The 22465-nt window shown below is 66.0% G+C and carries 18 protein-coding genes; 11 read left to right on the top strand and 7 right to left on the bottom strand.

Features of this window, described 5'->3' with window-relative positions:
* The coding region (locus tag QZ755_RS01310; protein WP_294318797.1) for a CTP synthase at positions 1-1133 on the top strand (1133 nt) is incomplete at its 5' end.
* Positions 1134-1353: 220 nt separating this feature from the next.
* Here QZ755_RS01310 and QZ755_RS01305 read toward each other — a convergent pair.
* Positions 1354-1842, bottom strand: a complete 489-nt coding sequence (locus tag QZ755_RS01305; protein WP_294318794.1) for an Hsp20 family protein — start codon at positions 1840-1842, stop codon at positions 1354-1356.
* Between the two features lie 681 nt (positions 1843-2523).
* Between QZ755_RS01305 and QZ755_RS01300 the strand changes: the two genes are divergently transcribed.
* The 3 genes from QZ755_RS01300 to QZ755_RS01290 are packed head-to-tail and all read left to right on the top strand — an operon-like array spanning position 2524 to position 4917.
* Positions 2524-3774, top strand: coding sequence for a lipoprotein-releasing ABC transporter permease subunit (locus QZ755_RS01300; protein WP_294318791.1), 1251 nt, complete (start codon positions 2524-2526; stop codon positions 3772-3774).
* On the top strand, positions 3767-4441 hold the full coding sequence (locus QZ755_RS01295) for an ABC transporter ATP-binding protein (protein WP_294318789.1): 675 nt from the start codon (positions 3767-3769) through the stop codon (positions 4439-4441). The genes QZ755_RS01300 and QZ755_RS01295 overlap by 8 nt, the downstream gene beginning before the upstream one ends.
* Positions 4438-4917, top strand: coding sequence for a glutathione peroxidase (locus tag QZ755_RS01290; protein WP_294318788.1), 480 nt, complete (start codon positions 4438-4440; stop codon positions 4915-4917). The genes QZ755_RS01295 and QZ755_RS01290 overlap by 4 nt, the downstream gene beginning before the upstream one ends.
* 113 nt (positions 4918-5030) lie before the next feature.
* Here the strand turns inward: QZ755_RS01290 and QZ755_RS01285 are convergent, their stop codons facing one another.
* The gene (locus tag QZ755_RS01285; protein WP_294318785.1) at positions 5031-5573 is read right to left on the bottom strand and encodes a DUF308 domain-containing protein; all 543 of its coding nucleotides are present in this window, start codon (positions 5571-5573) and stop codon (positions 5031-5033) included.
* Between the two features lie 97 nt (positions 5574-5670).
* Here QZ755_RS01285 and dnaE point away from each other — a divergent pair, with 97 nt between their 5' ends.
* Both dnaE and QZ755_RS01275 read left to right on the top strand, forming a co-directional pair.
* Complete coding sequence (gene dnaE, locus QZ755_RS01280) at positions 5671-9261, top strand: DNA polymerase III subunit alpha (protein ID WP_294318781.1); 3591 nt, start codon at positions 5671-5673, stop codon at positions 9259-9261.
* Between the two features lie 47 nt (positions 9262-9308).
* Positions 9309-10883: a long-chain fatty acid--CoA ligase gene (locus QZ755_RS01275; protein WP_294318808.1), complete on the top strand. Its 1575-nt coding sequence runs from the start codon at positions 9309-9311 to the stop codon at positions 10881-10883.
* Positions 10884-10886: 3 nt separating this feature from the next.
* Here the strand turns inward: QZ755_RS01275 and QZ755_RS01270 are convergent, their stop codons facing one another.
* The gene (locus tag QZ755_RS01270) at positions 10887-12104 is read right to left on the bottom strand and encodes a TetR/AcrR family transcriptional regulator (RefSeq protein WP_294318776.1); all 1218 of its coding nucleotides are present in this window, start codon (positions 12102-12104) and stop codon (positions 10887-10889) included.
* 130 nt (positions 12105-12234) lie between these two features.
* Between QZ755_RS01270 and QZ755_RS01265 the strand changes: the two genes are divergently transcribed.
* Genes QZ755_RS01265 through QZ755_RS01250 form a run of 4 tightly spaced genes read left to right on the top strand, consistent with a single transcriptional unit; the run spans position 12235 to position 16414 of the window.
* Positions 12235-13479 carry an acyl-CoA dehydrogenase family protein gene (locus tag QZ755_RS01265; RefSeq protein WP_294318807.1) on the top strand — a complete coding sequence of 415 codons (1245 nt, stop codon included), beginning with the start codon at positions 12235-12237 and terminating at the stop codon, positions 13477-13479.
* Positions 13469-14482: a phosphotransferase family protein gene (locus QZ755_RS01260; RefSeq protein WP_294318774.1), complete on the top strand. Its 1014-nt coding sequence runs from the start codon at positions 13469-13471 to the stop codon at positions 14480-14482. Before QZ755_RS01265 ends, QZ755_RS01260 begins: the two co-directional genes overlap by 11 nt.
* Positions 14482-15276, top strand: coding sequence for an SDR family NAD(P)-dependent oxidoreductase (locus QZ755_RS01255; RefSeq protein ID WP_294318804.1), 795 nt, complete (start codon positions 14482-14484; stop codon positions 15274-15276). Before QZ755_RS01260 ends, QZ755_RS01255 begins: the two co-directional genes overlap by 1 nt.
* 58 nt (positions 15277-15334) lie before the next feature.
* On the top strand, positions 15335-16414 hold the full coding sequence (locus QZ755_RS01250) for a catalase family protein (protein WP_366509152.1): 1080 nt from the start codon (positions 15335-15337) through the stop codon (positions 16412-16414).
* Positions 16415-16667: 253 nt separating this feature from the next.
* Here QZ755_RS01250 and QZ755_RS01245 read toward each other — a convergent pair whose 3' ends face one another.
* Genes QZ755_RS01245 through QZ755_RS01230 form a run of 4 tightly spaced genes read right to left on the bottom strand, consistent with a single transcriptional unit; the run spans position 16668 to position 21886 of the window.
* Positions 16668-17540, bottom strand: a complete 873-nt coding sequence (locus tag QZ755_RS01245) for an acyl-CoA thioesterase II (protein ID WP_294318771.1) — start codon at positions 17538-17540, stop codon at positions 16668-16670.
* Entirely contained in the window at positions 17540-18664 is a 1125-nt protein-coding gene (locus QZ755_RS01240) for an acyl-CoA dehydrogenase family protein (protein ID WP_294318769.1), read from the bottom strand. The genes QZ755_RS01245 and QZ755_RS01240 overlap by 1 nt, the downstream gene beginning before the upstream one ends.
* A gap of 22 nt (positions 18665-18686) precedes the next feature.
* The gene (locus tag QZ755_RS01235) at positions 18687-19865 is read right to left on the bottom strand and encodes an acyl-CoA dehydrogenase family protein (RefSeq protein ID WP_294318766.1); all 1179 of its coding nucleotides are present in this window, start codon (positions 19863-19865) and stop codon (positions 18687-18689) included.
* A complete protein-coding gene (locus QZ755_RS01230) occupies positions 19862-21886 on the bottom strand; it encodes a 3-hydroxyacyl-CoA dehydrogenase NAD-binding domain-containing protein (RefSeq protein ID WP_294318760.1) in 2025 nt (674 codons plus the stop codon). Before QZ755_RS01230 ends, QZ755_RS01235 begins: the two co-directional genes overlap by 4 nt.
* A 162-nt stretch (positions 21887-22048) precedes the next feature.
* On the opposite strand from QZ755_RS01230, the gene QZ755_RS01225 reads away from it, so the two are divergent.
* A partial coding sequence (locus QZ755_RS01225; protein ID WP_366509151.1) for a class I adenylate-forming enzyme family protein occupies positions 22049-22465 on the top strand: 417 nt, incomplete at its 3' end.

Below are 22465 nucleotides of genomic sequence, written 5' to 3'. Positions count from 1 at the left end.
CGATCAGCATCCACGTGACGCTGGTGCCGTATATCGCCGCCGCGGGCGAGCTGAAGACCAAGCCGACGCAGCATTCGGTGCGCGAGCTGGCGGCGCTGGGCGTGCAGCCCGACGTACTGGTCTGCCGCTGCGAAAAGCCGCTGCCGGCGAGCGAGCGGGCGAAGATCGCGCTGTTCTGCAATGTGCCGGCGGGGGCGGTCATCCCCGCGCTCGACGCGCCCAGCATCTATGCGGTGCCCGAACAATATCATGCCGAGGGGCTGGACGCCGAAGTGCTGCGCGCGTTCGGCATCGAACCGGAAGGCAACCCCGACCTGTCGCGCTGGAGCGACATCATGGATCGCCTCCAGAACCCCGAAGGCGAAGTCACGATCGGTGTGGTCGGCAAATATGTCGGGCTGCAGGATGCGTACAAGTCGTTGAACGAGGCGCTGGTCCATGGCGGCATCGCCAACCGGGTGAAGGTCAACATCCGCTGGATCGACGCCGAGTTGTTCGAGGGCGATCACGACATGGTCGCCGCCGAACTGGAGCCATGCCACGCGATCCTGGTACCCGGTGCGTTCGGCGAACGCGGTGCGGAGGGCAAGATCGCCAGCGTCCGCTTCGCGCGGGAGCGCAAGGTGCCGTATTTCGGCATCTGTTTCGGGATGCAGATGGCGTGCATCGAAGGCGCGCGTTCGACCGGCGGCATCGCCAATGCCTCGTCGACCGAGTTCGGTCCGACCGAGCAGCCGGTGGTTGGCATGATTACCGAATGGATGTCGCCGGAAGGTATCCAGAAGCGCGAATCGGACGGCGATCTGGGCGGCACGATGCGGCTGGGCGCGTATGAAGCGACGCTGGCGGGTAATTCGGTGGTCGCGTCGATCTATGGCGGGACCACGATCAGCGAGCGGCATCGCCATCGCTATGAGGTGAACACCGGCTATCGCGACATGCTCGAATCGGGCGGCCTGGTGTTCTCGGGCATGTCGCCCGACGGGATGCTGCCGGAAATCGTCGAGCGGCCGGACCATCCGTGGTTCGTCGGCGTGCAGTTCCACCCGGAACTGAAGTCGAAGCCGTTCGACCCGCATCCTTTGTTCGCGAGCTTTATCGGTGCGGCGGTAAAGCAGTCGCGGTTGGTTTAAGCGGGTAATTCGTCCAGCTACTACGTCATTGCCGCGAAAGCGGGAATCCATAGCCGCAACGGCTGCGATCGAGGCCTGAACGTCAGTGCATATCGATTCCCGCCTGCGCGGGAATGACGATGAGGGCAGTGGGGTGCCCCTTAAAACAACAACGGGCGCCCGAACCAGATAGGTCCGGGCGCCCGCCCACGGCGCGCAAGGGAGCAACGCGCCGTAGCGCTTAGGCGGCGTTCGCCGAATCGTCGCCCTTGGCCGCATCGTTGGCGATGACCGGCGGTACGGTCGCATCGCCGATCGCCACGCGGCGCGGCTTCATCGCGTCGGGTACTTCCCGACGCAGTTCGATAGTCAGCAGGCCATCGGCAAGATCGGCGCATTCCACGACGATGAAATCGGCCAGTTCGAAGCGGCGCTCGAAGCTGCGGTTGGCGATGCCGAGATGGAGCACCGCGCTCTTCTGCGCATCGGTCTGATCCGCCTTACGGCCAGAGACGACGAGCATATTCTGCTGGGCAGTGATCTCCACCTCATTCTGCTTGAAGCCCGCGACGGCCAGCGTGATGCGGTAGCGATCCTCGGCGACTCGCTCGAGGTTGAACGGGGGATAATTCTCGCCGGTGCTGGTGCGGGTGTTGTTTTCCAGCAGGTCGAACAGTCGGTCGAAGCCGATGGTCGAGCGGCGATAGGGGGTGAAGTCGAACGTACGCATGTCAAATCCTCCAAAGGAAGCGAATTGAGCCGAGCGGCATCCGTAAGCGATGCCGGTTCATGAACGGCCCCGGAGGCACCGTTCACGAACCGATATGGTTCGCTGAAAAAGCACTTCAATAGGAGTCTTCGGCGGTTTTTTTACGGCACGCTGCGTCCGGCTTTCAGTGACACCCCCGTCACCCCTGGCGAGGCTGGGGCCTCGCGGGGCGCCTGTCTTATGCTGTAACTGGGAAATTCCACTCTGCGCTAGGATGATCCAAGTGGGGCGCGCGCATGTCGTGAGCGATCGACACCAAGGTTGGGCGGTTGGGTAAAGCTGGTCGACTGCTTGGGCCGAAAGCCGGGCACGCGGCAGGCCCTGAACGGCAAACGGCCGGACTGTTACCAGCCCGGCCGCCTGCGTGACGATCGCTCGTCAGCCCCCTTGGTTGCCACCGCTTCTACGCCCCTTCCCCCCTTCCAGGGCGGAGCCGGTTGGCCTCCCCGAACCGTGGCCTGTATTGCCTGCGCTTCGTGAGGTCGTCCTAGGATGCCGATGGCGATCTGTCACCGGGGCAGCGGCACGTTTGCTACGGTTTTGCTAACCATGTGTCGAATCCGCAACAGCATGGATTGCGGACGCGGCATCGCCTACCTACAGCGCCATCTCACGACCCGTTCGAGGACATCGACCGCCCCCATGCTGTTATCGCGTTACGAGCGGATGATCGCCCGCCGCTACCTGCTCCCCGGCCGCGGGGAGGCGTTCATCGCACTGGTCGCATCGATCAGCCTGGTCGCCGTCATGCTGGGCGTCGCCGCGCTGGTGATCGTCATGAGCGTGATGAACGGCTTTCGGGCCGAGTTGTTCGACAAGATCGTCGGGCTGAACGGTCATGCGCTGATCCAGGGCTATAACAACCAGCTGCCCGACTGGCGCAACATCGCCGCAGAGGCAAAGCGAACGCCGGGCGTGACCAGCGCGACGCCGCTGATCGAACAGCCGCTGTTCGCGACCTATAATGGCCGGTCGGAGTTCATCCTGATGCGCGGGATGCGGATCGAGGACATTCGCGACAATCCGACGATCCGCGATAATGTGAAGCTGGGGTCGCTCCGCAGCATCACGCCCGGCAGCGGCAATGTCGTGATCGGCAGCCGGCTGGCCCAGGCGCTGGGCGTCACCGTCGGCAGCGAGATCACAATCATCAGCCCGCAGGGGCCGACAACGCCGTTCGGCACGATGATCCGGCAGGTGCCGTACCGCATCGCCGCGATCATCGAGGTCGGGGTGTACGACCTCGACAAGGCGTATGTCATCATGCCGATCGAGGATGCGCAGACGCTGCTGCTGAGCGGCGATACCGTCGGCTCGATCGAGCTGGAGACGACCGATCCCGACAAGGTCGAGCAGATCGTCGCCCCGCTGGCGCGCAAATATGTCGCCAGCGCGCAGATCGTCGACTGGCGACAGCTGAACGGCGAGCTGTTCCAGGCACTGGCCGTCGACCGGATCGTGACCTTCACGGTGCTGTCGATCCTGATCCTGATCGCGGTGTTCAATATCCTGTCGTCGCTCATCATGCTGGTCCGCGCCAAGACGCGTGACATCGCGATCCTGCGGACCATGGGAGCGACGCGCGGCGGGCTGCTGCGGATCTTCATGACGGTCGGCACGACGATCGGCGCGCTGGGCGTCGGGGCCGGGCTGATCTTGGGGTTCGTTTTCCTGGCGTTCCGGCAGCAGATCGTTGGCGGGATCGGCGCGCTGACCGGGATCGACATCTGGGACCCGACGATGCGGTACCTGACCGAATTGCCGTCGAAGGTCGATCCGGTCGAGATCGTCACCATCGCGCTCGTCGCGCTTCTCTTCTCCTTCCTCGCCACGCTGTACCCGGCGTTCAAGGCGGCCAATACCGATCCCGTACAGGTGCTGCGTTATGACTGAGCCGGTTCTGGAAACCCGCAACCTGCGCCGCAGCTTCACCCAGGGCGAGGCAACGATTGACGTATTGCGCGGCGTCGACCTGATCGTCGCACCGGGCGAGATCGTTGCGCTGCTGGGGCCGTCGGGGTCGGGCAAGTCGACGCTGTTGCAGGCTGTCGGGCTGCTGGAAGGCGGTTTCGAGGGCGAAATTCTGGTGTGCGGCGAACAGGTCGCAAAGGCCGGTGCAAACCGCCGGACCGAGGTGCGGCGCGACCGGATGGGCTTCATCTATCAGTTCCACCACCTGCTGCCCGATTTCAACGCGCTGGAGAATGTCGTCCTGCCGCAATTGGTGCGTGGCGCCGAACGGGGTGAAGCGGATGCGCGGGCGAGCGAATTGCTGAGCGCGCTGGGCCTGTCGCAGCGGTTGCATCATCGCCCCAGCCAGTTGTCGGGCGGCGAGCAGCAGCGCGTCGCGGTGGCGCGCGCGCTGTCGAACCGGCCCGCGCTGGTCTTGGCGGACGAACCGACCGGCAATCTGGACGAGGCAACCGCCGATGTCGTGTTCGCCGAGTTCCTGCGGCTGGTGCGGGGGCAGGGGTCGGCGGCGCTGGTCGCGACGCATAACGAGCGGTTGGCCGCGCGGATGGACCGGGTGGTGCGGCTGCACGACGGGGTGTTGCAGTGAGCGACCTGTACGACCTGCCGGTCGTGACGACGGATGGCGCGCAGACGACGCTAGCGGACTATCGCGGGCAGGTGCTGCTGATCGTCAACGTCGCGTCGAAATGCGGGTTCACGCCGCAATATGCTGGCCTTGAAGCGTTGCATGGCAAATTCGGGCCTCAGGGGTTCGCGGTGCTGGGGTTTCCGTGCAACCAGTTTGGCGGGCAGGAGCCGGGCGATGCGGCGGAAATCGCGGCATTCTGTTCGCTGACCTATGACGTCAGCTTTCCGGTGTTCGCCAAGGTCGATGTGAACGGGGCCGATGCCGCGCCGCTGTTCCGCGCGCTGAAAAAGGCGGCGCCGGGGGTGTTGGGCAGCGAGGCGGTGAAGTGGAACTTCACCAAGTTCCTGGTCGGGCGCGATGGGCGGGTGACGCGGTATGCGCCGACGACAAAGCCGGAGGAGCTGGACGGGGCGATTGCCGCGGCGTTGGGGTAGGTTCGCCGGTTCTGGACTCTCGTGCAGGCGGGAGCCCAGGGTTCCAGACGCTACCGCCTTTCGCTTGGCCCTGGACCCCCGCCTGCGCGGGGGTACGTTCCCGTCGGGATCGCTTACGCCACGTGCTCCCGCCGGTCCGACAGTGCGCCCATGATCGCGACGATGCCGCCGAATAAGAAGCTGGCGCCGAGGATATAGCCCGGCAGCGTGAGCGCCGACCATGGCACGGTGGTGTAGAGCAGGATCGCCAGCACGATGTTGAGTGCGCCGAGCAGCAGCATCGCAACGCGCAGCCGTCGGAAGCGAAAGCCGATGAACAGCTCCATGATCCCGCGGGCGGCAAGCCACAGGATCATCATCAGCGTCAGCGACAATGCGCCACCCACCGGCACCAGGATCATGTAGCCGCCGACGATAACCGACAGCAGCCCGAACAGCGCGGCATAGCCCCGTCCGTTGCGCCCGCGAAAGGCGGCGATCAGCGAGGCGATGCCGCCGGCGAGGAAGAAGAAGCCGACGATCATCGTCACCGCCAGCGTGGCAGGAAAGGGCTGGGTAAAGGCGAGGATGCCGATCAGCACCGATACGATGCCATAGGCAAGGGTCCATTCCCATCCGGCGCGGGTGGATCGCGTGGCGCTGGCGAAGTCGGTCATATCTGTTCTCCTGTATACCGCCGAAACGGGCGCGGTTCGTCGCGGTTCCGGGCGGGGCGGACTGGCCGAATCATGACCGGATGGTTACGTCGGGCGGATGGCGCATTCCGGGTTCGTACCGCTTCGTATCTTTTCGTCCTTCACCATGCTGGAGGGCGCGATCGATCCGAAGGCGATCGCCAAGGCTGCGCGCAAGCTGGGCTTTCCCGCCGCCGGCCTTTCGGACCGCAACGGGCTGTATGCGGCCATGGCATTTTCCGACGCGTGCAAGGATCAGGGGGTGCAGCCGGTGGTCGGCACGCTGCTGGCCGTCGCGCGGCCGGGCGGGGCGGAAGGATGCGAGCCGGAGATCGACTGGCTGCCGCTCTATGCGCAGGATGCGAACGGGTACGACAATCTGTGCGCGCTGGTGTCGATGGCGCATCTCGACCGCCCGGTCGAGATTCCGGCGCATGTGCCGATCGATGCGCTGATCGGGCGCAGCGACGGGCTGGTCGCGCTGACCGGGGCGGGCGACGGGGCGTTGGCGCGGCTGTTCGCCAGCGGCCGGGACGGCGAGGCGCTGGCCTATGCCGACCGGTTGCAGGCGCTGTTCGGCGACCGGCTCTATGTCGAGCTGGCGCGGCGGGGTGAGGCGGTGGAGCAGCGCGCCGAGCCGCATCTGCTCGACCTCGCCTATGCCCGCGACCTGCCGCTGGTCGCGACCAACCCGTGCTGCTTTGCCGAGGCCGATTTCCATGATGCGCACGACGCGATGCTGTGCATCGCATCGTCGAGCTATGTCGCGAGCGAGGATCGCCAGCGTTCATCGCCCGAGGCGTGGCTGAAACCCGCAGCCGTCATGCAGGAGATGTTCGCCGACCTGCCCGAAGCGCTGGCCAACACGCTGGTCGTCGCGCAGCGCTGCGCAGTGGCGGCGCCGAAGCGCAAGCCGATCCTGCCCAGCCTTGCCGGCGATCGCGAGGGCGAGGCGCTGAAGCTGCGGGCCGATTCGCGCGCCGGACTGGTTGATCGCCTGCGCAAGATCGTCGCGCTGGAAGCGGGCATGGTGCAGGCGGAGGTCGCGGTAGAGGCTCCGGCGCCATGGGAGGACGCGCCGACCCCGGCCGATACCGGCATGATCCCCGAGCTGTCCGAGGCGGAGCTGGAAGCGCGCTTCCCCGACTATTTCCAGCGGCTGGACTTCGAACTGGACGTCATCTGCCAGATGGGGTTTCCGGGATACTTCCTGATCGTCGCCGACTTCATCAAATGGGCGAAGGATCATGACATTCCGGTCGGGCCGGGCCGTGGTTCGGGCGCGGGGTCGGCAGTCGCATGGGCGCTGACCATCACCGATCTCGACCCGATCAAGCTGGGGCTGCTGTTCGAACGCTTCCTCAATCCCGAACGCGTGTCGATGCCCGACTTCGACATCGACTTCTGTGAAACGCGGCGTGGCGAGGTCATTCGCTACGTCCAGCAGAAATATGGCCGCGATCAGGTCGCGCAGATCATCACTTTCGGGAAGCTGAAGGCGCGCGCGGTGCTGAAGGATACCGGGCGCGTGCTGCAGATGAGCTACGGCCAGGTCGACCGTCTCGCCAAGCTGGTGCCGAACCACCCGACCGATCCGTGGACGCTGGACCGGGCGATCAACGGCGTGTCGGAACTGAACCAGCAGTACGAGCGCGAAGAGGATGTGCGCCGCCTGCTCGACCTTGCCATGAAGCTGGAGGGGTTACCGCGCCACTCGTCGACCCACGCGGCGGGGGTGGTGATCGGCGACCGGCCGCTTGCGCAGCTGGTGCCGTTGTACCGTGATCCGCGATCCGACATGCCGGTCACGCAGTTCGACATGAAATATGTCGAGGGCGCGGGGTTGGTGAAGTTCGACTTCCTCGGCCTCAAGACGCTGTCGGTGCTGAAATTTGCGGTAGAGTTGCTGGCGCGGCGGGGGATCGTGGTCGATCTCGACAGCCTGTCATGGGACGATCCGGCGACGTACGAACTGCTCAAGCGCGGCGATACCGTCGGCGTGTTCCAGCTGGAATCGGAAGGGATGCGGCGTACGCTGACCGCCGTGCGGCCGACCAATTTCGGCGACATCATCGCACTCGTGTCGCTGTACCGGCCGGGGCCGATGGACAACATCCCGTCGTTCGGCGCGCGCAAGGCCGGGCGCGAGGAACTGATCTATCCACACGACCTGCTCGAACCGATCCTGAACGAAACCTACGGCATCTTCGTCTACCAGGAACAGGTGATGCAGGCCGCGCAGATCCTGGCCGGCTATTCACTGGGCGGTGCGGACATGCTGCGCCGCGCGATGGGCAAGAAGGTCAAGGCGGAGATGGACGCACAGCGATCCATCTTCGTCAAGGGCTGTGCCGAAGTGAACGGGATAAAGGAGGGGAAGGCGAACGAACTGTTCGACCTGATCGACAAGTTCGCCGGATACGGCTTCAACAAGAGCCACGCGGCGGCCTACGCGCTGCTGGCGTACCAGACGGCGTGGCTGAAGGCGCATCACCCGCACGAATTCTTCGCCGCGTCGATGGCGTTCGACTATGCGCAGACCGACAAGCTGGCGATCTTCGTCGACGATATGAAGCGGTTGCGGATTGACTGCCTGCCGCCGTGCATCAACGCCAGCGATGCGACCTTTGGGGTCGAGGAGACAGGCGAGGGCGGGCTGGCGGTGCGCTATGCGCTGTCGGCGCTGAAGGGCGTCGGCGAGCGCGCGATGGAGCTGCTGGTCGAGGAACGCGCGGCCAAGGGGGCATATAAATCGCTCGACGATTTCGCCGGGCGGGTCGATCCGAAGCTGCTGAACAAGCGCCAGATCGAAACGCTGGCGGCGGCGGGCGCATTCGACAGCATCGTCGGCGACCGTGCCGGCGTCCATGCGCTGGCCGACACGCTCATGGCGACGGCGCAGCGAACCGAGGCGAACCGGTCTAGCGGGCAGGGCGGCCTGTTCGGCGAGGCGAGCGGCGCGACCGAGGCGGCGATCCGCCTGCCCGACGTCCACTGGACGCTGACCGAGGCGATCGCAGCGGAAAAGGACGCGTTCGGCTTTTACTTCTCGGCGCATCCGCTCGATCGCTACGCCCATCTCGCCAGTGCCCATGGCGCGCGCAAGATCGCCGATCTTGCCGATACGCCGGTGCCCGAAGGCGGGCGCGTGGGCGCAACGGTGGCGGCGCTGGTGGAGGATGCGCGCTGGCGGACCTCGGCGCGGGGCAAGCGCTACATGATGGCGACGCTTTCGGACGCGACCGGGCAGGTGCCGGTGACCTGTTTCGACGAGGGGCCGGCGAACGATCTGGAGGCGGCGGGCAAGGTCGGCGGCTGTGGCCTGTTCACGCTCGAACTCGACCGGCGGGCCGGTGACGAAAGCGCGCGGGCGACCGTGAAATCGCTTCGGCCGTTCGATGTGATCGCCCGTGACGTGCGCTTGCGACTGGACCTGACGATTGAGGATGCCACCGCCTATCCTGCGATCGCCGGACTGGTACAGCATGAGCGTGGCGCGCGCGGCGAAATCTGGATTTCGGTACCCGCCGCGCATGGAATCGAAGCACGGGTATGCTTGGGCCGCGATTTTCGGATCGATGGCGAGCTTGCCGAACGCGTCGGCAGGCTGCAAGGTGTCACCAGCGCGGCGTTCGATACGGTGAAGGCACCGCTCGCCGCCGTGGGATAGGGGCAGCATGGCCCCGTTCGCGAAGGAGAGCGTGCGTGCTGGGCGGAATGCAGGATTTCGAACTTCGAGTACCGCGACTGCTCGATCATGCCGAGCGGGAGCATGGGCGCAGGGAGATCGTCACCCGCTGGGCCGACGGACGCGAAACGCGGACGAACTGGGCAGGGATCGCGCACGATGCCCGCCGGCTGGCGCAGGCGCTGGAGCGGCTGGGAATTCGGCCCGGCGACCGGGTGGCGACGATGGCGATGAACCATGCGAACCACCTGATCGCGTGGTATGGCGTAATCGGAATGGGTGGGATCATCCATACCATCAACCCGCGCCTGTTCGACGACCAGTTGGCCTATATCGCCGACCATGCCGGCGACCGGGTGCTGCTCTACGATGCGGTCTTCGCGCCGACCGTCGAGCGGATGAAGCCGCGCCTGAGCGGTATCGAGCATTTCGTGGTCATGGACGGCGACGGGCCGGATTCATTCGCGGTGTTGATCGCGGACGAGAGCGGCGACTATGCCTGGGTCGAAGGCGACGAGCGCGACCAGTGCATGATCTGCTATACCAGCGGCACGACCGGTGATCCCAAGGGTGTGGTCTATACCCATCGTTCGAATGTGCTGCACGCGATCGCCGAGCTTCAGCCAGACGAATTCGACCTGTCGCAGCGCGCCGTGTGCCTGCCGGTGGTGCCGATGTTCCATGCGGTCGGATGGGGCCTGCCCTTCGCCGCGCCGGCGGTGGGCGCCAAGATCGTGTTTTCGGCGGTGAACGATCCGGCGGTGCTGTGCGACCTCATGAACCGCGAACGGGTGACCCATTCGGCGGGCGTGCCGACCGTCTGGTTCGCGATGTTCCAGTATATGGACGCGACCGGGCAGGCGCCGGAGCATCTGAAGGTCGTGACGATCGGCGGATCGGCGGCACCGCGCGCGATGATCGAGCGGCTGATGCGGATGGGCGCGCGGGTGAACCATGCCTGGGGCATGACCGAAACGTCGCCGATCGGGACGATGGGCGCGCCGGGGCCGGACTGGGACGACCTGAGCTTCGACCAGCGGGTTGATCAGGTCTGTCGACAGGGCAAGGTGCCGTTCGGCGTCGAACTGCGCACGGTCGATGACCAGGGTGCGGTGCTGCCGCGCGACGGTGCGACTTCCGGCAGTTTGCAGGTGCGCGGGCCATGGGTCATCGAACGCTATTTCCGCGACGAGGGTGGCGACGCGCTGACGGCGGATGGCTGGTTCGATACCGGCGACGTTGCGATGCTGCACCCCGACGGCACGATGCAGATTACTGACCGGGCGAAGGATGTCATCAAGTCGGGCGGCGAATGGATCAGTTCGGTCGATCTGGAGAATGCGGCGGTCGGTTGTCCGGGTGTGGCAGAAGCGGCGGCGATCGGCGTGCCGCATCCACGCTGGGACGAACGGCCGGTACTGCTGGTCGTGCGGCGGCCCGGTACCGAGGTCGACGCCGATGCGGTCCTGGCACATCTGGCGACGAAGGTGGCCAAATGGTGGCTGCCCGACCGGGTGATCTTCGTCGATGCCCTGCCGCACAGCGCCACGGGGAAGCTAAAGAAGGCGGCGCTGCGCGAGGAATATCATGGGGTGTTGGCGTAGGCGCTACACCGCCGGATCGCTGAACAGTCCGGTCATCACCGTCGACGCATAGAAGCCGACCGCCCGGTCGCGTGGCATGGTCGACGCCCAGCTGCGCATGTCGAATGCGGCATTCTGCAGCGCCATCAGCGCCTGTGCGGCAATCAGCGGGTCGACCGCGCGGACCGATCCTTCGGCGATCCCGTCGCTGATCGTGCCGGCAAACCGGCGGGCGATCCGGTTGGAGCGGTCGACCATCGCCTGCCGCACGCCACCGGGCAGGCCGGCGAGCGCGGTGGTCCGCAGCAATGGCCCCTGTTCGGTGAACTGCGCATCGACCAGCGTGGCAAGGGTGCTGGACAGGCGCTGCCAATGGCTGCCGCCGTCGCGGTCGGCGGCGCGCTGCGCGGCGGAGATGGTATCGAAGCTGCGTTGATAGCAGGCGGCGACGAGATCGTCCTTGGCATCGAGGTGATGGTAGAACGACCCCTTGGTCACGTTCAGTTCGGACGCGATCCGCTGTACCGAGGCGCCGCGATAGCCCAGTTCGTTGATGAGCCGGGTGGCAGCGCGCAGGAATGCGTCGCGCGCCGGCTCTGCATCGGCCTGTTCCAGCAGCAGCGGCTGCGGGTCCCAATGCTGGCCGGAACCGGCTAGGCCGTGAGTGAACACGTCCATTAGCCGCGCCTCCACCCGGTCATACTGGTCGGGTTCGTAGCGATCGAGCCAGACGGTCAGCCAGAAGCAGTTTTCCAGCAGCATATGGGCACGGGCGCCCTGCACGTCCTTGGTCAGGCGATCGCGCGGTTCGCCCCACAGGGTGCGGGTCTTGCGAAACACCTCGCGCCATCCCGCCAGCAGCCGGGCCTTGAACGGGTCCTCCATCGCGCGCAGGTCGGACAGCATCGCGACGGGCCGTTCCTCACCCGCCTCGATCCGGCGCTGCCGGTCGAAATGGATGGACAGGAATTTGGCGACGCGGGCCTGTGGCGTGTCCTCCGCCAGCGCTTCGTCCAGCGTCGCCTGTAGCCAGTCCAGCGTGTGGTCGAACGCGGCGGCGGCAAGGTCTTCCTTGCGCTTGAAATAATAGGTGACGCTGGTGGTATTGAGGCCGACCCGGCGCGCGACATCGGCGAAGGTCATGCCTTTGGCACTCGCTTCGTTGATCGCCTCCGCCGCAGCGGAGAGGATGGCGTCGCGCTTTGCGCGGTAACGTTTGGTGGCCCCGTCGGTCGTCGTCATGGGCAAACTCTAGCAGATCGGGTGTGGACCCCAAGCCCCATTGTTGCACCATGCCGCGACGTCATCCGACCTTTACCGAATATGCGGTATGGCATAGACCGGACGAAACAGTTGCAACGGGAGACGGATGTTGGACTTTCGGTTCAGTGCGCGCGAAACCGAATATCGGGACCGCGTGGCGGCGTTCATCGCGGACCATGTCGCCCCCGCCGACCATGATTATCATCGTGAGGTCGCGAGTGGCGATCGCTGGAGGCCGGTCGGAATGCTGGAGCCGCTGAAGGAAAAGGCCAAGGCTGCCGGCCTCTGGAACCTGTTCATGCCGCCCCATTCGGGCGCGCCGGTGGTGGATGAGAGTTTCGCGTTCGAGGGAACGCAGCTTTCGAATGTCGAATATGCCCTGTGCGCAGAGGAGATGGGTCGGTGGCATTGGGCGAGCGAGGTTTTCAACTGCTCCGCGCCCGATACCGGCAATATGGAGGTGCTGCACCGTTATGGCACGCGCGAACAGAAGGAACAGTGGCTGCGGCCGTTGATGGAGGGACGCATCCGTTCCGCCTTCCTGATGACCGAGCCGGCGGTGGCGTCTTCGGACGCGACCAATATCGAGACGCGGATCATGCGCGATGGCGACGATTATGTGATTGACGGGCGCAAATGGTGGTCGTCGGGCACGGGCGATCCGCGCTGCAAGGTGGCGATCGTGATGGGCAAGACCGATCCGGATGCGCGTCGACACCAGCAGCAGAGCATGATCCTGGTCCCGATGGATACGCGGGGCGTGCGGATCGAGCGGATGCTGCCGGTCTATGGCTATGACCACGCCCCACATGGCCATGGCGAGGTGGTGCTGGACCAGGTGCGGGTGCCCGCCGCCAACCTGCTGCTGGGCGAAGGGCGCGGGTTCGAGATCGCGCAGGGCCGGCTGGGGCCGGGACGCATCCACCATTGTATGCGGACGATCGGCGTCGCGGAGATGGCACTGGCGGCGATGACGCGGCGGCTGCAATCGCGCGTCGCGTTCGGCAAGGCGATTGCCGAGCATTCGATCTGGGAACAGCGGGTCGCCCGCGCCCGGATCGATATCGAGATGACGCGACTGCTCTGCCTGAAGGCCGCCGACATGATGGACCGTGCCGGGAACAAGGCGGCGCAGGGCGAGATCGCGATGATCAAGGTGCAGGCACCGACCATGGCGCTCCAAATCCTCGACGATGCGATCCAGGCGCATGGCGGCGGCGGCGTGTCGGAGGATTTTCCGCTGGCCGCCGCCTGGGCCGGCGTCCGCACGCTGCGCTTTGCCGATGGGCCGGACGAGGTGCATAACCGCGCCATCGCCCGCGCCGAATTTGCGAAGGTGGCCGATGGCCGCTGAGTTCGACCTCGCACGGCTGATGCCGTGGCTGGGGGCGACGGTGGGCGATGGACCGGTCGAGATCACGCGCTATCCCGGCGGACAGAGCAACCCGACCTATCGCGTCGACCTTCCCGCCGGGTCGTTCGTCCTCCGCCGCAAGCCGTTCGGGCCGCTGCTGCCGAGTGCCCATGCCGTCGAGCGCGAGTTCGCGCTGATCTCTGCGCTGCACCCCACGGGCTTTCCGGTGCCCAGGCCGATCGCCTTGTGCGAAGATGCGGAGGTTATCGGCGCGCCCTTCTACCTGATGGAACGGGTGGCGGGGCGGACGATCTGGGATGGGTCGATGCCGGAGATGACGCCGGCCGAACGCCGTGCCCATTATGACGCGATGATCGATGCGTTGGCGGCGCTGCACGCGATCGATCCGGTCGCGGTGGGGTTGGGTGATTACGGCAAGCCCGGCAATTATTTCGAGCGTCAGGTGACGCGTTGGACCCGGCAATATCGTGCGAGCCAAACCGACGACCTGCCCGATGTAGAGCGGCTGATCGACTGGCTGCCGCGTACCGTTCCGGCACAGGATCGGGTGTCGATCGTCCATGGCGATTACCGCATCGACAATCTGATCTTTGCCGCAGGCGAACCGAGCGTCGTCGCGGTGCTGGACTGGGAATTGTCGACGCTGGGCGACCCGTTGGCCGACTTCACCTATCTGCTGATGAACTGGGGCACCGAACCCGACGGCCGATCGGGGATCAGGGGACTGGCTGGCGAGGATAGCGGCATTCCGACGATGGAAGCGGTGGTGGCACGCTACTGTGCCGCGACGGGGCGGGCGGACGTACCGAAGCTTGAGTGGTATTTCGCGTACAACCTGTTCCGGCTGACCGGGATCGTGCAGGGCATCAAGCAGCGCGTGCGCGACGGCAATGCCGCCAGCGCGCAGGCAGCAGCGATGGCCGAGCGGGTGCCGATGCTGGCGGCGATGGCGTGGGATTTCGCGAGGAAGGCGGGGGCGTGATGCGGTTCGATGGCAAGTCGGTGCTGGTCACCGGCGCGGGATCGGGGATCGGGCGGGCGACCGCATTGGCCTTTGCCCGCGAAGGGGCCGGGGTGGTGTGCGGCGATGTGACACAGGCCGAGGTCACGGCAGCGATGATCGAGGATATGGGCGGCCGGGCGATCGGCTGCGCCATGGATGCCGGCGAAGACGCCGACGTTTCGCGGGCGATCGCGCTGAGCGTGGAAACCTTTGGCGGGATCGAGGTGGTCCATGCCAATGCCGGCATCTCGGGCGGGATCGCCGGGCTGTTCGACACGACGGCACGGGATTGGGCGGAGATACTGCGCGTCAACCTGATCGGTCCGTTCCTTGCCATCCGCCACGCCGCGCCGGTCATGGCGGCCGCGGGCGGCGGCGCGATCGTGTGTACCGCCAGCGTCGCCGGGTTGCGATCGGGGGCGGGCGGCGCGCCCTATTCCGCGTCGAAGGCCGGGGTCATCAACCTGGTTCAGACCGCCGCGCAGCAGCTGTCGGGATCGGGCGTCCGCGTCAACGCGGTGTGCCCCGGCCTGATCGAAACCGGCATGACGGCGATGGTGTACGACCATGCGCGCCAGTCGGGCAAGGAAGCGCGGATCGGGCGGCTGAACCCGCTGCGTCGCGGGGGAGAGCCGGAGGAAGTCGCGGCGGTCGTGCTGTTCCTGGCGTCGGCGGAGGCAAGCTATGTCAACGGACAGGCATGGGCGGTCGATGGCGGGTTGTCCTCCAGCCATCCGGTCACCCGGCAGGACTATGGGCGTACCGCCGTTTGACGGCGGCGGAACGAAACAGGCTCCGATCCTTTTTCGCTGAAAGACACAGGAGTTGCCGATGACCGCCATGCTGAAACCGCCGATTCGCTATTCGGTCAGGCTGGAACAGCCGCAGCCCGACGAGGCCGAGACGGTCGCGCAGATGGAGCAGTCGTTCGATACGATCCTGGAAACCACATCTAAGGATTATGGCAAGGCGGTGCGCGCGGTCCATGCCAAGGGGCACGGCATCCTGAAGGGCGAACTGACCATCCACGACAATCTGCCGCCTGAGCTGGCGCAGGGCCTGTTCGCGACGCCCGGCACGCATCCGGTGGTGATGCGGTTTTCGACCAATCCGGGCGACATCCTTGACGATGCCATCGGCCTGCCGCGTGGGCTTGCGTGGAAGGTCATGGCGGTGGACGGCGACCGCCTGCCCGGTGCCGAGGGGCGAACGCAGGATTTCGTGATGGTCAACGCGCCGGCCTTTGCCGCGCCGACGCCGCAGAAATTCGCCGGTAACCTGAAGCTGCTGGCCAAGACCACCGACAAGGCGGAATGGGCGAAGAAGGCGCTGTCCTATGTCCTGCGCGGGGCGGAAGCGGCGCTGGAGGCGGTCGGGACCGAAAGCACGCTGTTGAAGACGATGGGAGGGTCGAAGAACGTCCACCCGCTCGGCGAAACCTATTTCTCGGCGACGCCGTTCCGGCACGGTGCGTTCGTCGCGAAATATCAGGTGGTGCCGGTGTCACCCGAGCTGACCGCCCTGACCGATACGGTGATCGACACCAGCGGCCGCCCCGATGCGATCCGGGAAGATATGCAGACGGCCGCAAACCGTGTGCGTGGTGAATGGGAGGTTCGGGTGCAGCTGCTGCGCGACACCGATGCCCAGCCGATCGAGGATGCGGCGACGCCGTGGCCGGAGGAAGTCAGCCCGTTCGTCACCGTCGCGACGATCCGCACCGACCCCCAGGACAGCTGGTCGGCGGACAAGGTGGCCGAGGTCGACGACAATCTGCGCTTCAGCGTGTGGACCGGGCTGGCCGCGCATCAGCCGCTGGGCGGGGTCAACCGGGTGCGCAAGCCGATTTATGACCATTCGGTCGACTATCGACGGCGGTTCAACGGCTGTCCGATCCACGAGCCAGTGTGAGGCTGTGCCTCAGCGGTTCCGTGCCCCCTTGCAGGCGGAAAGCAGGGCTGCGGAAACGGCCGTCGGGGCTGGGTAGCCCTGAACCCCCCGCCTGCGCGGGGGCACGGTTCACCGGCGACGCATATGCCCCATAACGTCGCCCCAGCGCAGGCTGGAGCCTCTTCCGGCTCCTGTCCCGAACAGCAAAACGAGAAATTTCAGCCTTCGCCGGGATGACGTTCGCGGCAGGAAGGACTCGCGGTCATCGGCGCGATCATCCCCGTACCCGCACCAGCCCCTCCTGCGCGACGCTAGCCACCAAGCGCCCGTCGCGACTGAAGAACCGCCCGCGATTGAAACCGCGAGCGTGTCCGGCCCAGGGGCTGTCGGTCTGGTACAACAGCCAATCGTCGGCGCGGAACGGTTCGTGCAGCCATAGCGCATGGTCGAGGCTGGCGGTCTGCACCTTGTCCATCATCCAGTGGATGCCATGCGGCAACATGCACGTGCCGAGCAGCATCATGTCGCTGGCATAGGCGAGCATCGCACGGTGCAGCGTCATGTCGTCGCCGATCGGCGCGGCGGCGCGGAACCAACCATGTTGCAGCGGGGCGCGCTTCGTCGGGTCGGTCCAATGCTCCGCCTCGACCGGGCGGATTTCGATCGGACGTGCGCGCAGGAACAGGCGGCGGTATTTCTCGGGGATGCGGTCCTGCATCGCCTCGCGCAGGTCGCGGTCGGTCGGCAGGGCCTCGGGTGGCGGCACGTCGGGCATCGCGTCCTGATGCGCCAGCCCTTCCTCCGGCAGCTGGAACGATGCCGCCATGTTCAGGATCGCCTGCCCCCGCTGCATCGCGATCACGCGGGCATTTGCGAAGCTGCGCCCGGCAAAGTCACGCACCACGCGGTAGACGATCGGATGCTGCTCGTCGCCTGCGCGCAGGAAATAGGCGTGGAGCGAATGGGCGATCTTGTCCCCGCCGATCGAGCGTTGAGCGGCCTGCAACGCCTGTGCGATCACCTGTCCCCCGAACACGCGGCCGACCCCGCCGGGATTGCGCGCGCCGCGATAGAGGTCGGTATCGATCTCTTCGATATCGAGCAGCCGGATCAGGCCGGCAATCAGGTCGGCAGGCGTCGGCTCCATCAATAGCCCCCGGCGCGCGCCACGCGGTCGCTGTGATAGCCGATGTCGCCGAACATCTCGGTCAGGACACGGGCGCGCTTCATGAAGAAACCGATGTCGGCGGCGTCGGTCATGCCGATGCCGCCATGCATCTGCACCGCTTCCTGTACCGACAGCGTGGCGGCTATGCCGGTCATCGCTTTCGCCACCGATACGGCGAGGTCGGCGTCGGGATGGGCGTCGTCGAGCAGTTGCTGCGCCTTCAGCACAGCGGCACGGGCGACCTCCAGCTCGGCATAGAGATGCGCGGCGCGGTGTTGCAGCGCCTGGAAACTGCCAATGGTCTGGCCGAACTGCTTGCGCTGGCGAAGGTAGTCGAGCGTGCGGGTGGCGGCGCCGTCGCCGACCCCCAGCGACTCCGCCGCCGCGCCGGTGCGCGCGGCGGATAACAGGCGACCGAGCGGGGCGCTGCCGCCATCGACGTCGCCGACCACCGCGTCGCCATCGACCATCACATCGAAGGTCAGCCGCGCGGCAATGCTGCTGTCCACCAACCGGCGGGGATCGGCGGTCATGCCGGGGTTGTCGGCGGGGATCGCGAACAGGGTAAGCCCGTCCTTGTCCTCCGCGCCGCCTGCGGTTCGGGCGATGACGAGGATCAGGTCGGCGATGTGACCGTGGGTCACGAACTGCTTGGTTCCGAACAAGCGGAAGCCGTTGCCGGCCCGTTCGGCCTTCACGGCGATGCTGTCGCCATGCTTGGCGCGCTCGTCGATGGCGAGCGCTGCGACGGTCTTGCCGGCGGCGATGGCGGGCAGCCAACGCTCGCCCGCCGTCGTACCAGTCAGCGCAGCGACGGCAGCGACCGAGGTGGTGAGGAACGGGGAAGGCGAAAGGTTGCGGCCAATCTCCTCCAGCACGATCCCGGCCTCGACGTGGCCGAGGCCCAGCCCGCCGGCGCTTTCCGGCACCATCATGCCGGTGAAGCCCATCTCGGCGAACTTCGCCCATAGGTCGCGGTCGAAGCCGGTCGGGTCGTCGGCATCGCGTAGCGCACGCAGATGCGCGACCGGCGCGGCTTCGTTCAGGAATTCGCGCGCCGTATCGGCAAGCATCGTCTGATCTTCATTCAGAAACAAAGGCATGGTGGCAATTCCTGACAGAAGGTCACTGGGTCGGCAGGTCGAGAATACGACGCGCGATGATGTTGAGCTGGATTTCGGACGTGCCGCCCTCGATCGAATTGGCCTTGGTGCGCAGCCATGTACGGGCGGCGGCGCCGTCGTTGCTGTCGGCGCCCTCCCATTCGAGCAGGTCGCTGCCACCCGCCGCCATCGTCAGTTCGTGGCGGGTCTTGTTCAGCTCGGTCCCGACATATTTCATCATGCTGGGCTGGGCGGGATGCGCGCGATGCGCCTTGAGTTCGTCGCGGAAGCGTTCGGACATGGCGGCGAAGGCGCGGGCGCGGACGTCGAACGTCGCGATCGCCGCGCGCAGCATCGGTTCGGCGAGCCGGCCCTGCGCGTCCAGCCCGATCGTCGCCACCGCGCGGTCGATCAGCGGGCGATCGTCGGTCAGCCCCATGCCGGAAATCATCTCCCGCTCATGGCCCAGCAGATATTTGGCGACGTCCCAGCCCTTGTTCCGCTCTCCAACCAGATTGGCCTTGGGCACGCGCACATCGTCGAAGAAGGTTTCGCAAAAGGGCGAGTTGCCGGAAATCAGCTTGATCGGGCGGGTGGTGACGCCGGGCGAGGCCATGTCGAACAGCAGGAAGCTGATGCCGCCTTGCTTGGTCGAGCGGTCGGTGCGGACGAGGCAGAAAATCCAGTCGGCCTTGTCGGCATAGCTGGTCCACACCTTCTGTCCGTTGACGATGAAGTCGTCGTCATCTTCGACTGCGCTGGTCTGAAGCCCGGCGAGGTCGGAGCCGGCGCCGGGTTCGCTATAGCCCTGGCACCAGCGGATTTCGCCGCGGGCGATTTTCGGTAGATGTTCCTGCTTCTGCGCCTCCGTGCCATATTTCAGCAGGGCGGGGCCAAGCATCGAAATACCGAAGGAATAAAGCGGGTTGCGGGCATGTATTGCCGACATTTCCTCGCGCAATATCTTCGCTTCGGCCGGGGACAGGCCGCCGCCGCCATAGGCCGTCGGCCAGTCGGGCACGGTCCAGCCGCGCGCGGCCATCCGGTCGAGCCACAGCTTCTGATCCGGGTTGGCATAGGTCGGGTTTCGCCCGCCCCACGTCACGTCCTTGTCCGAACGAACCGGCTCGCGCATCGAGGGCGGGCAGTTTTCCGCCAGCCAGGCGCGGGTGTCGGCGCGGAATTGGTCAAGGTCGCTCATGCCGAGAACCTCCCGCCCTGTTCGGCCTTCTCACGCAGCAGCGGCGATACCTCGAATCCATGGCGGTCGAGCCCGTCGACGATCTTCTTCAGCCCTTCGGTATCGGCCCAGAACATCGGCCCGCCGCGATAGACCGGCCAGCCATAGCCATAGATCCAGACGACATCGATGTCGGAGGCCCGCTGCGCCTTGCCTTCGGCGAGGATTTTCGCGCCTTCGTTGACCATGGTGTAGAGTGTGCGCTCGACGATTTCCTGATCGGTCACCTCGTGCTGCGGGGTGTTGGTCCGCTGGCGGAAATCGTCGATGATCTCGGCGACGCGCGGGCTGTTCGACGGCGTGCGCTTCGCATCGTAATCATAGAAGCCGGCCTGCTTCTTCTGACCCCACCGGCCCTCGGCGGCGAGCGCATCGCGCAGATTTTCGATCCGGTTCGGGTCACGATGCCAGCCGATGTCGACACCGGCCAGATCGGCCATCTGGAACGGCCCCATCGGCATCCCGAACGCGACATGTACCCGGTCGACCTGTTCCGGTGTGGCGCCTTCCAGCAGCAGCTTCATCGCCTCGACCTGGCGCGGCTCCAGCATCCGGTTGCCGATGAAGCCGTGGCACACGCCCGCGATCACCGCGACTTTGCGGATCTTCTTCGCCAGCGTCATTGCGGTCGCCAGTACGTCGTCGGCGGTCGCATCGCCGCGCACGATTTCCAGCAGTTTCATGACATTTGCCGGCGAGAAGAAGTGCAGGCCCAGCACGTCCTGCGGCCGCTTCGTCGCAGCCGCGATGACGTTGACGTCGAGGTAGCTGGTGTTGGATGCCAGGATCGCACCGGGTTTACAGATCGCGTCGAGCTTCCCGAAAATGTCCTGCTTGACCGACATTTCCTCATACACGGCCTCGATCACCAGATCGACATCGGCAAGAGCGTTCAGGTCGAGCGAGGGGGTGAGCAGGCCCATCGCCTGGTCGACTTGTTCAGGCTTCATCCGCCCCTTGGCGGCGGTCGCATCGTAATTCCTGCGGATCGTGGCGGTGCCGCGATCGAGCGCGTCCTGCTGCATCTCGACGATGGTGACGGGGATGCCGGCCGACAGGAAGTTCATCGCGATCCCGCCGCCCATCGTGCCCGCGCCGATGATGCCGACGCGGTTGATGGCACGCAGTTGCACGTCGTCGGCGATGCCGTCGATCTTCGATGCCTTGCGTTCGGCGAAGAAGATGTGGCGCTGCGCCGCCGACTGAACGCCGAACATCAGCTTCATGAACTGCTCGCGTTCGAACGCGGCGCCCTCGGCATAGGAGGTTTCGGTCGCCTTCACGATGCAGGCGATGTTGGCGGCAGGCGCTTCGAAACCCCGGAAGCGGCGGGCATTGGTCTGTTCGAAGGCAGCGACTGCCTCCGGATCGGGCGAAAGCGCGCGTTCGGAGGCGCGGGGGATGGGGCGGACGTCGGCGATTTCGCGGGCGAAGGCGATGGCGTCGGCGAGCAGGCTGTCCTCGCCGGCCAAGCGATCGACGATACCCGCGTCCCTTGCCTTGGTAGCCGACATTGGATCGCCCTTTGCCACCATCTCCAGCGCAACCGCGACTCCGGCAAGGCGGGGCAGGCGCTGCGTACCACCGGCGCCGGGGAGCAGGCCTAGCTTGACCTCGGGCGTACCGAGCTTCGCACTGGGCACGGCGATGCGGTAATGGCTGGCGATCGCGACCTCGCACCCGCCGCCCAGCGCCATGCCGTGGATCGCGGCCACGACCGGCTTGTCCGATGCCTCGATCCGATCGACCAGCGCGGGCAACATCGGTTCGATCGGGGCTTTCCCGAATTCGGTGATGTCCGCTCCGGCAAAGAAGGTGCGGCCGGCGCAGGCGATAACCACCGCGCGCACCGTATCGTCCGCAGCGGCCTCCGCGATCGCGGCGTCGAGGCCTCTGCGGACCGCCGCCGACAGGGCGTTGACCGGCGGATTGTCGGCAAGGACGACCAGGACGTCGCCATGGCGTTCGGTTGTCACGGACATGTCGCGCCTTCTCCATAGGTTGCCATACCGGTCATTCTAAACGCCGGCGGGATCATCGCATTCTATTGCCTTTCGTAGAATGACAATCAATAGTGCGCGACATGGAAATTCGAGGCGATCGGCAAACCCGACCTTCGATGTCGGTTGTACAGGAGCGGTTGCGTGGCAGGTGACGAAGCGACGATGGCGGTGCCGTCCGATTGGCCGCGCATGTCGATGGCGCAGGTACAGGCGGCGCTGACCGCGCCCGGCCAGCCGTTCGAGATGGACAGCGCCACGATCGACGGGATCGATACGCGTATCTGGAAGAATGCTCCGGCGGACCTGACGCAGCTGATCGCGCTGTCGCGGACCCATGGCGATCGGCTGGCGACGATCCATGAGGATCAGCGCGTCACTTATGAAGCGCAATATCGCGCCATCGCCACGCTGGCGGCCGAGCTGACGGCGATGGGTGTGGGCAAGGGCGACCGGGTCGCGCTGGCCATGCGCAACATGCCCGAATGGCCGGTCGCGTTCTTCGCCGTCGTCGCGACGGGGGCGATCTGCGTGCCGCTCAACGCGTGGTGGAGCCCGCAG

The sequence above is a fragment of the uncultured Sphingomonas sp. genome, from assembly GCF_913776855.1.
Classification (GTDB): domain Bacteria; phylum Pseudomonadota; class Alphaproteobacteria; order Sphingomonadales; family Sphingomonadaceae; genus Sphingomonas.
This window is presented reverse-complemented; position numbering and strand designations above follow the sequence as displayed.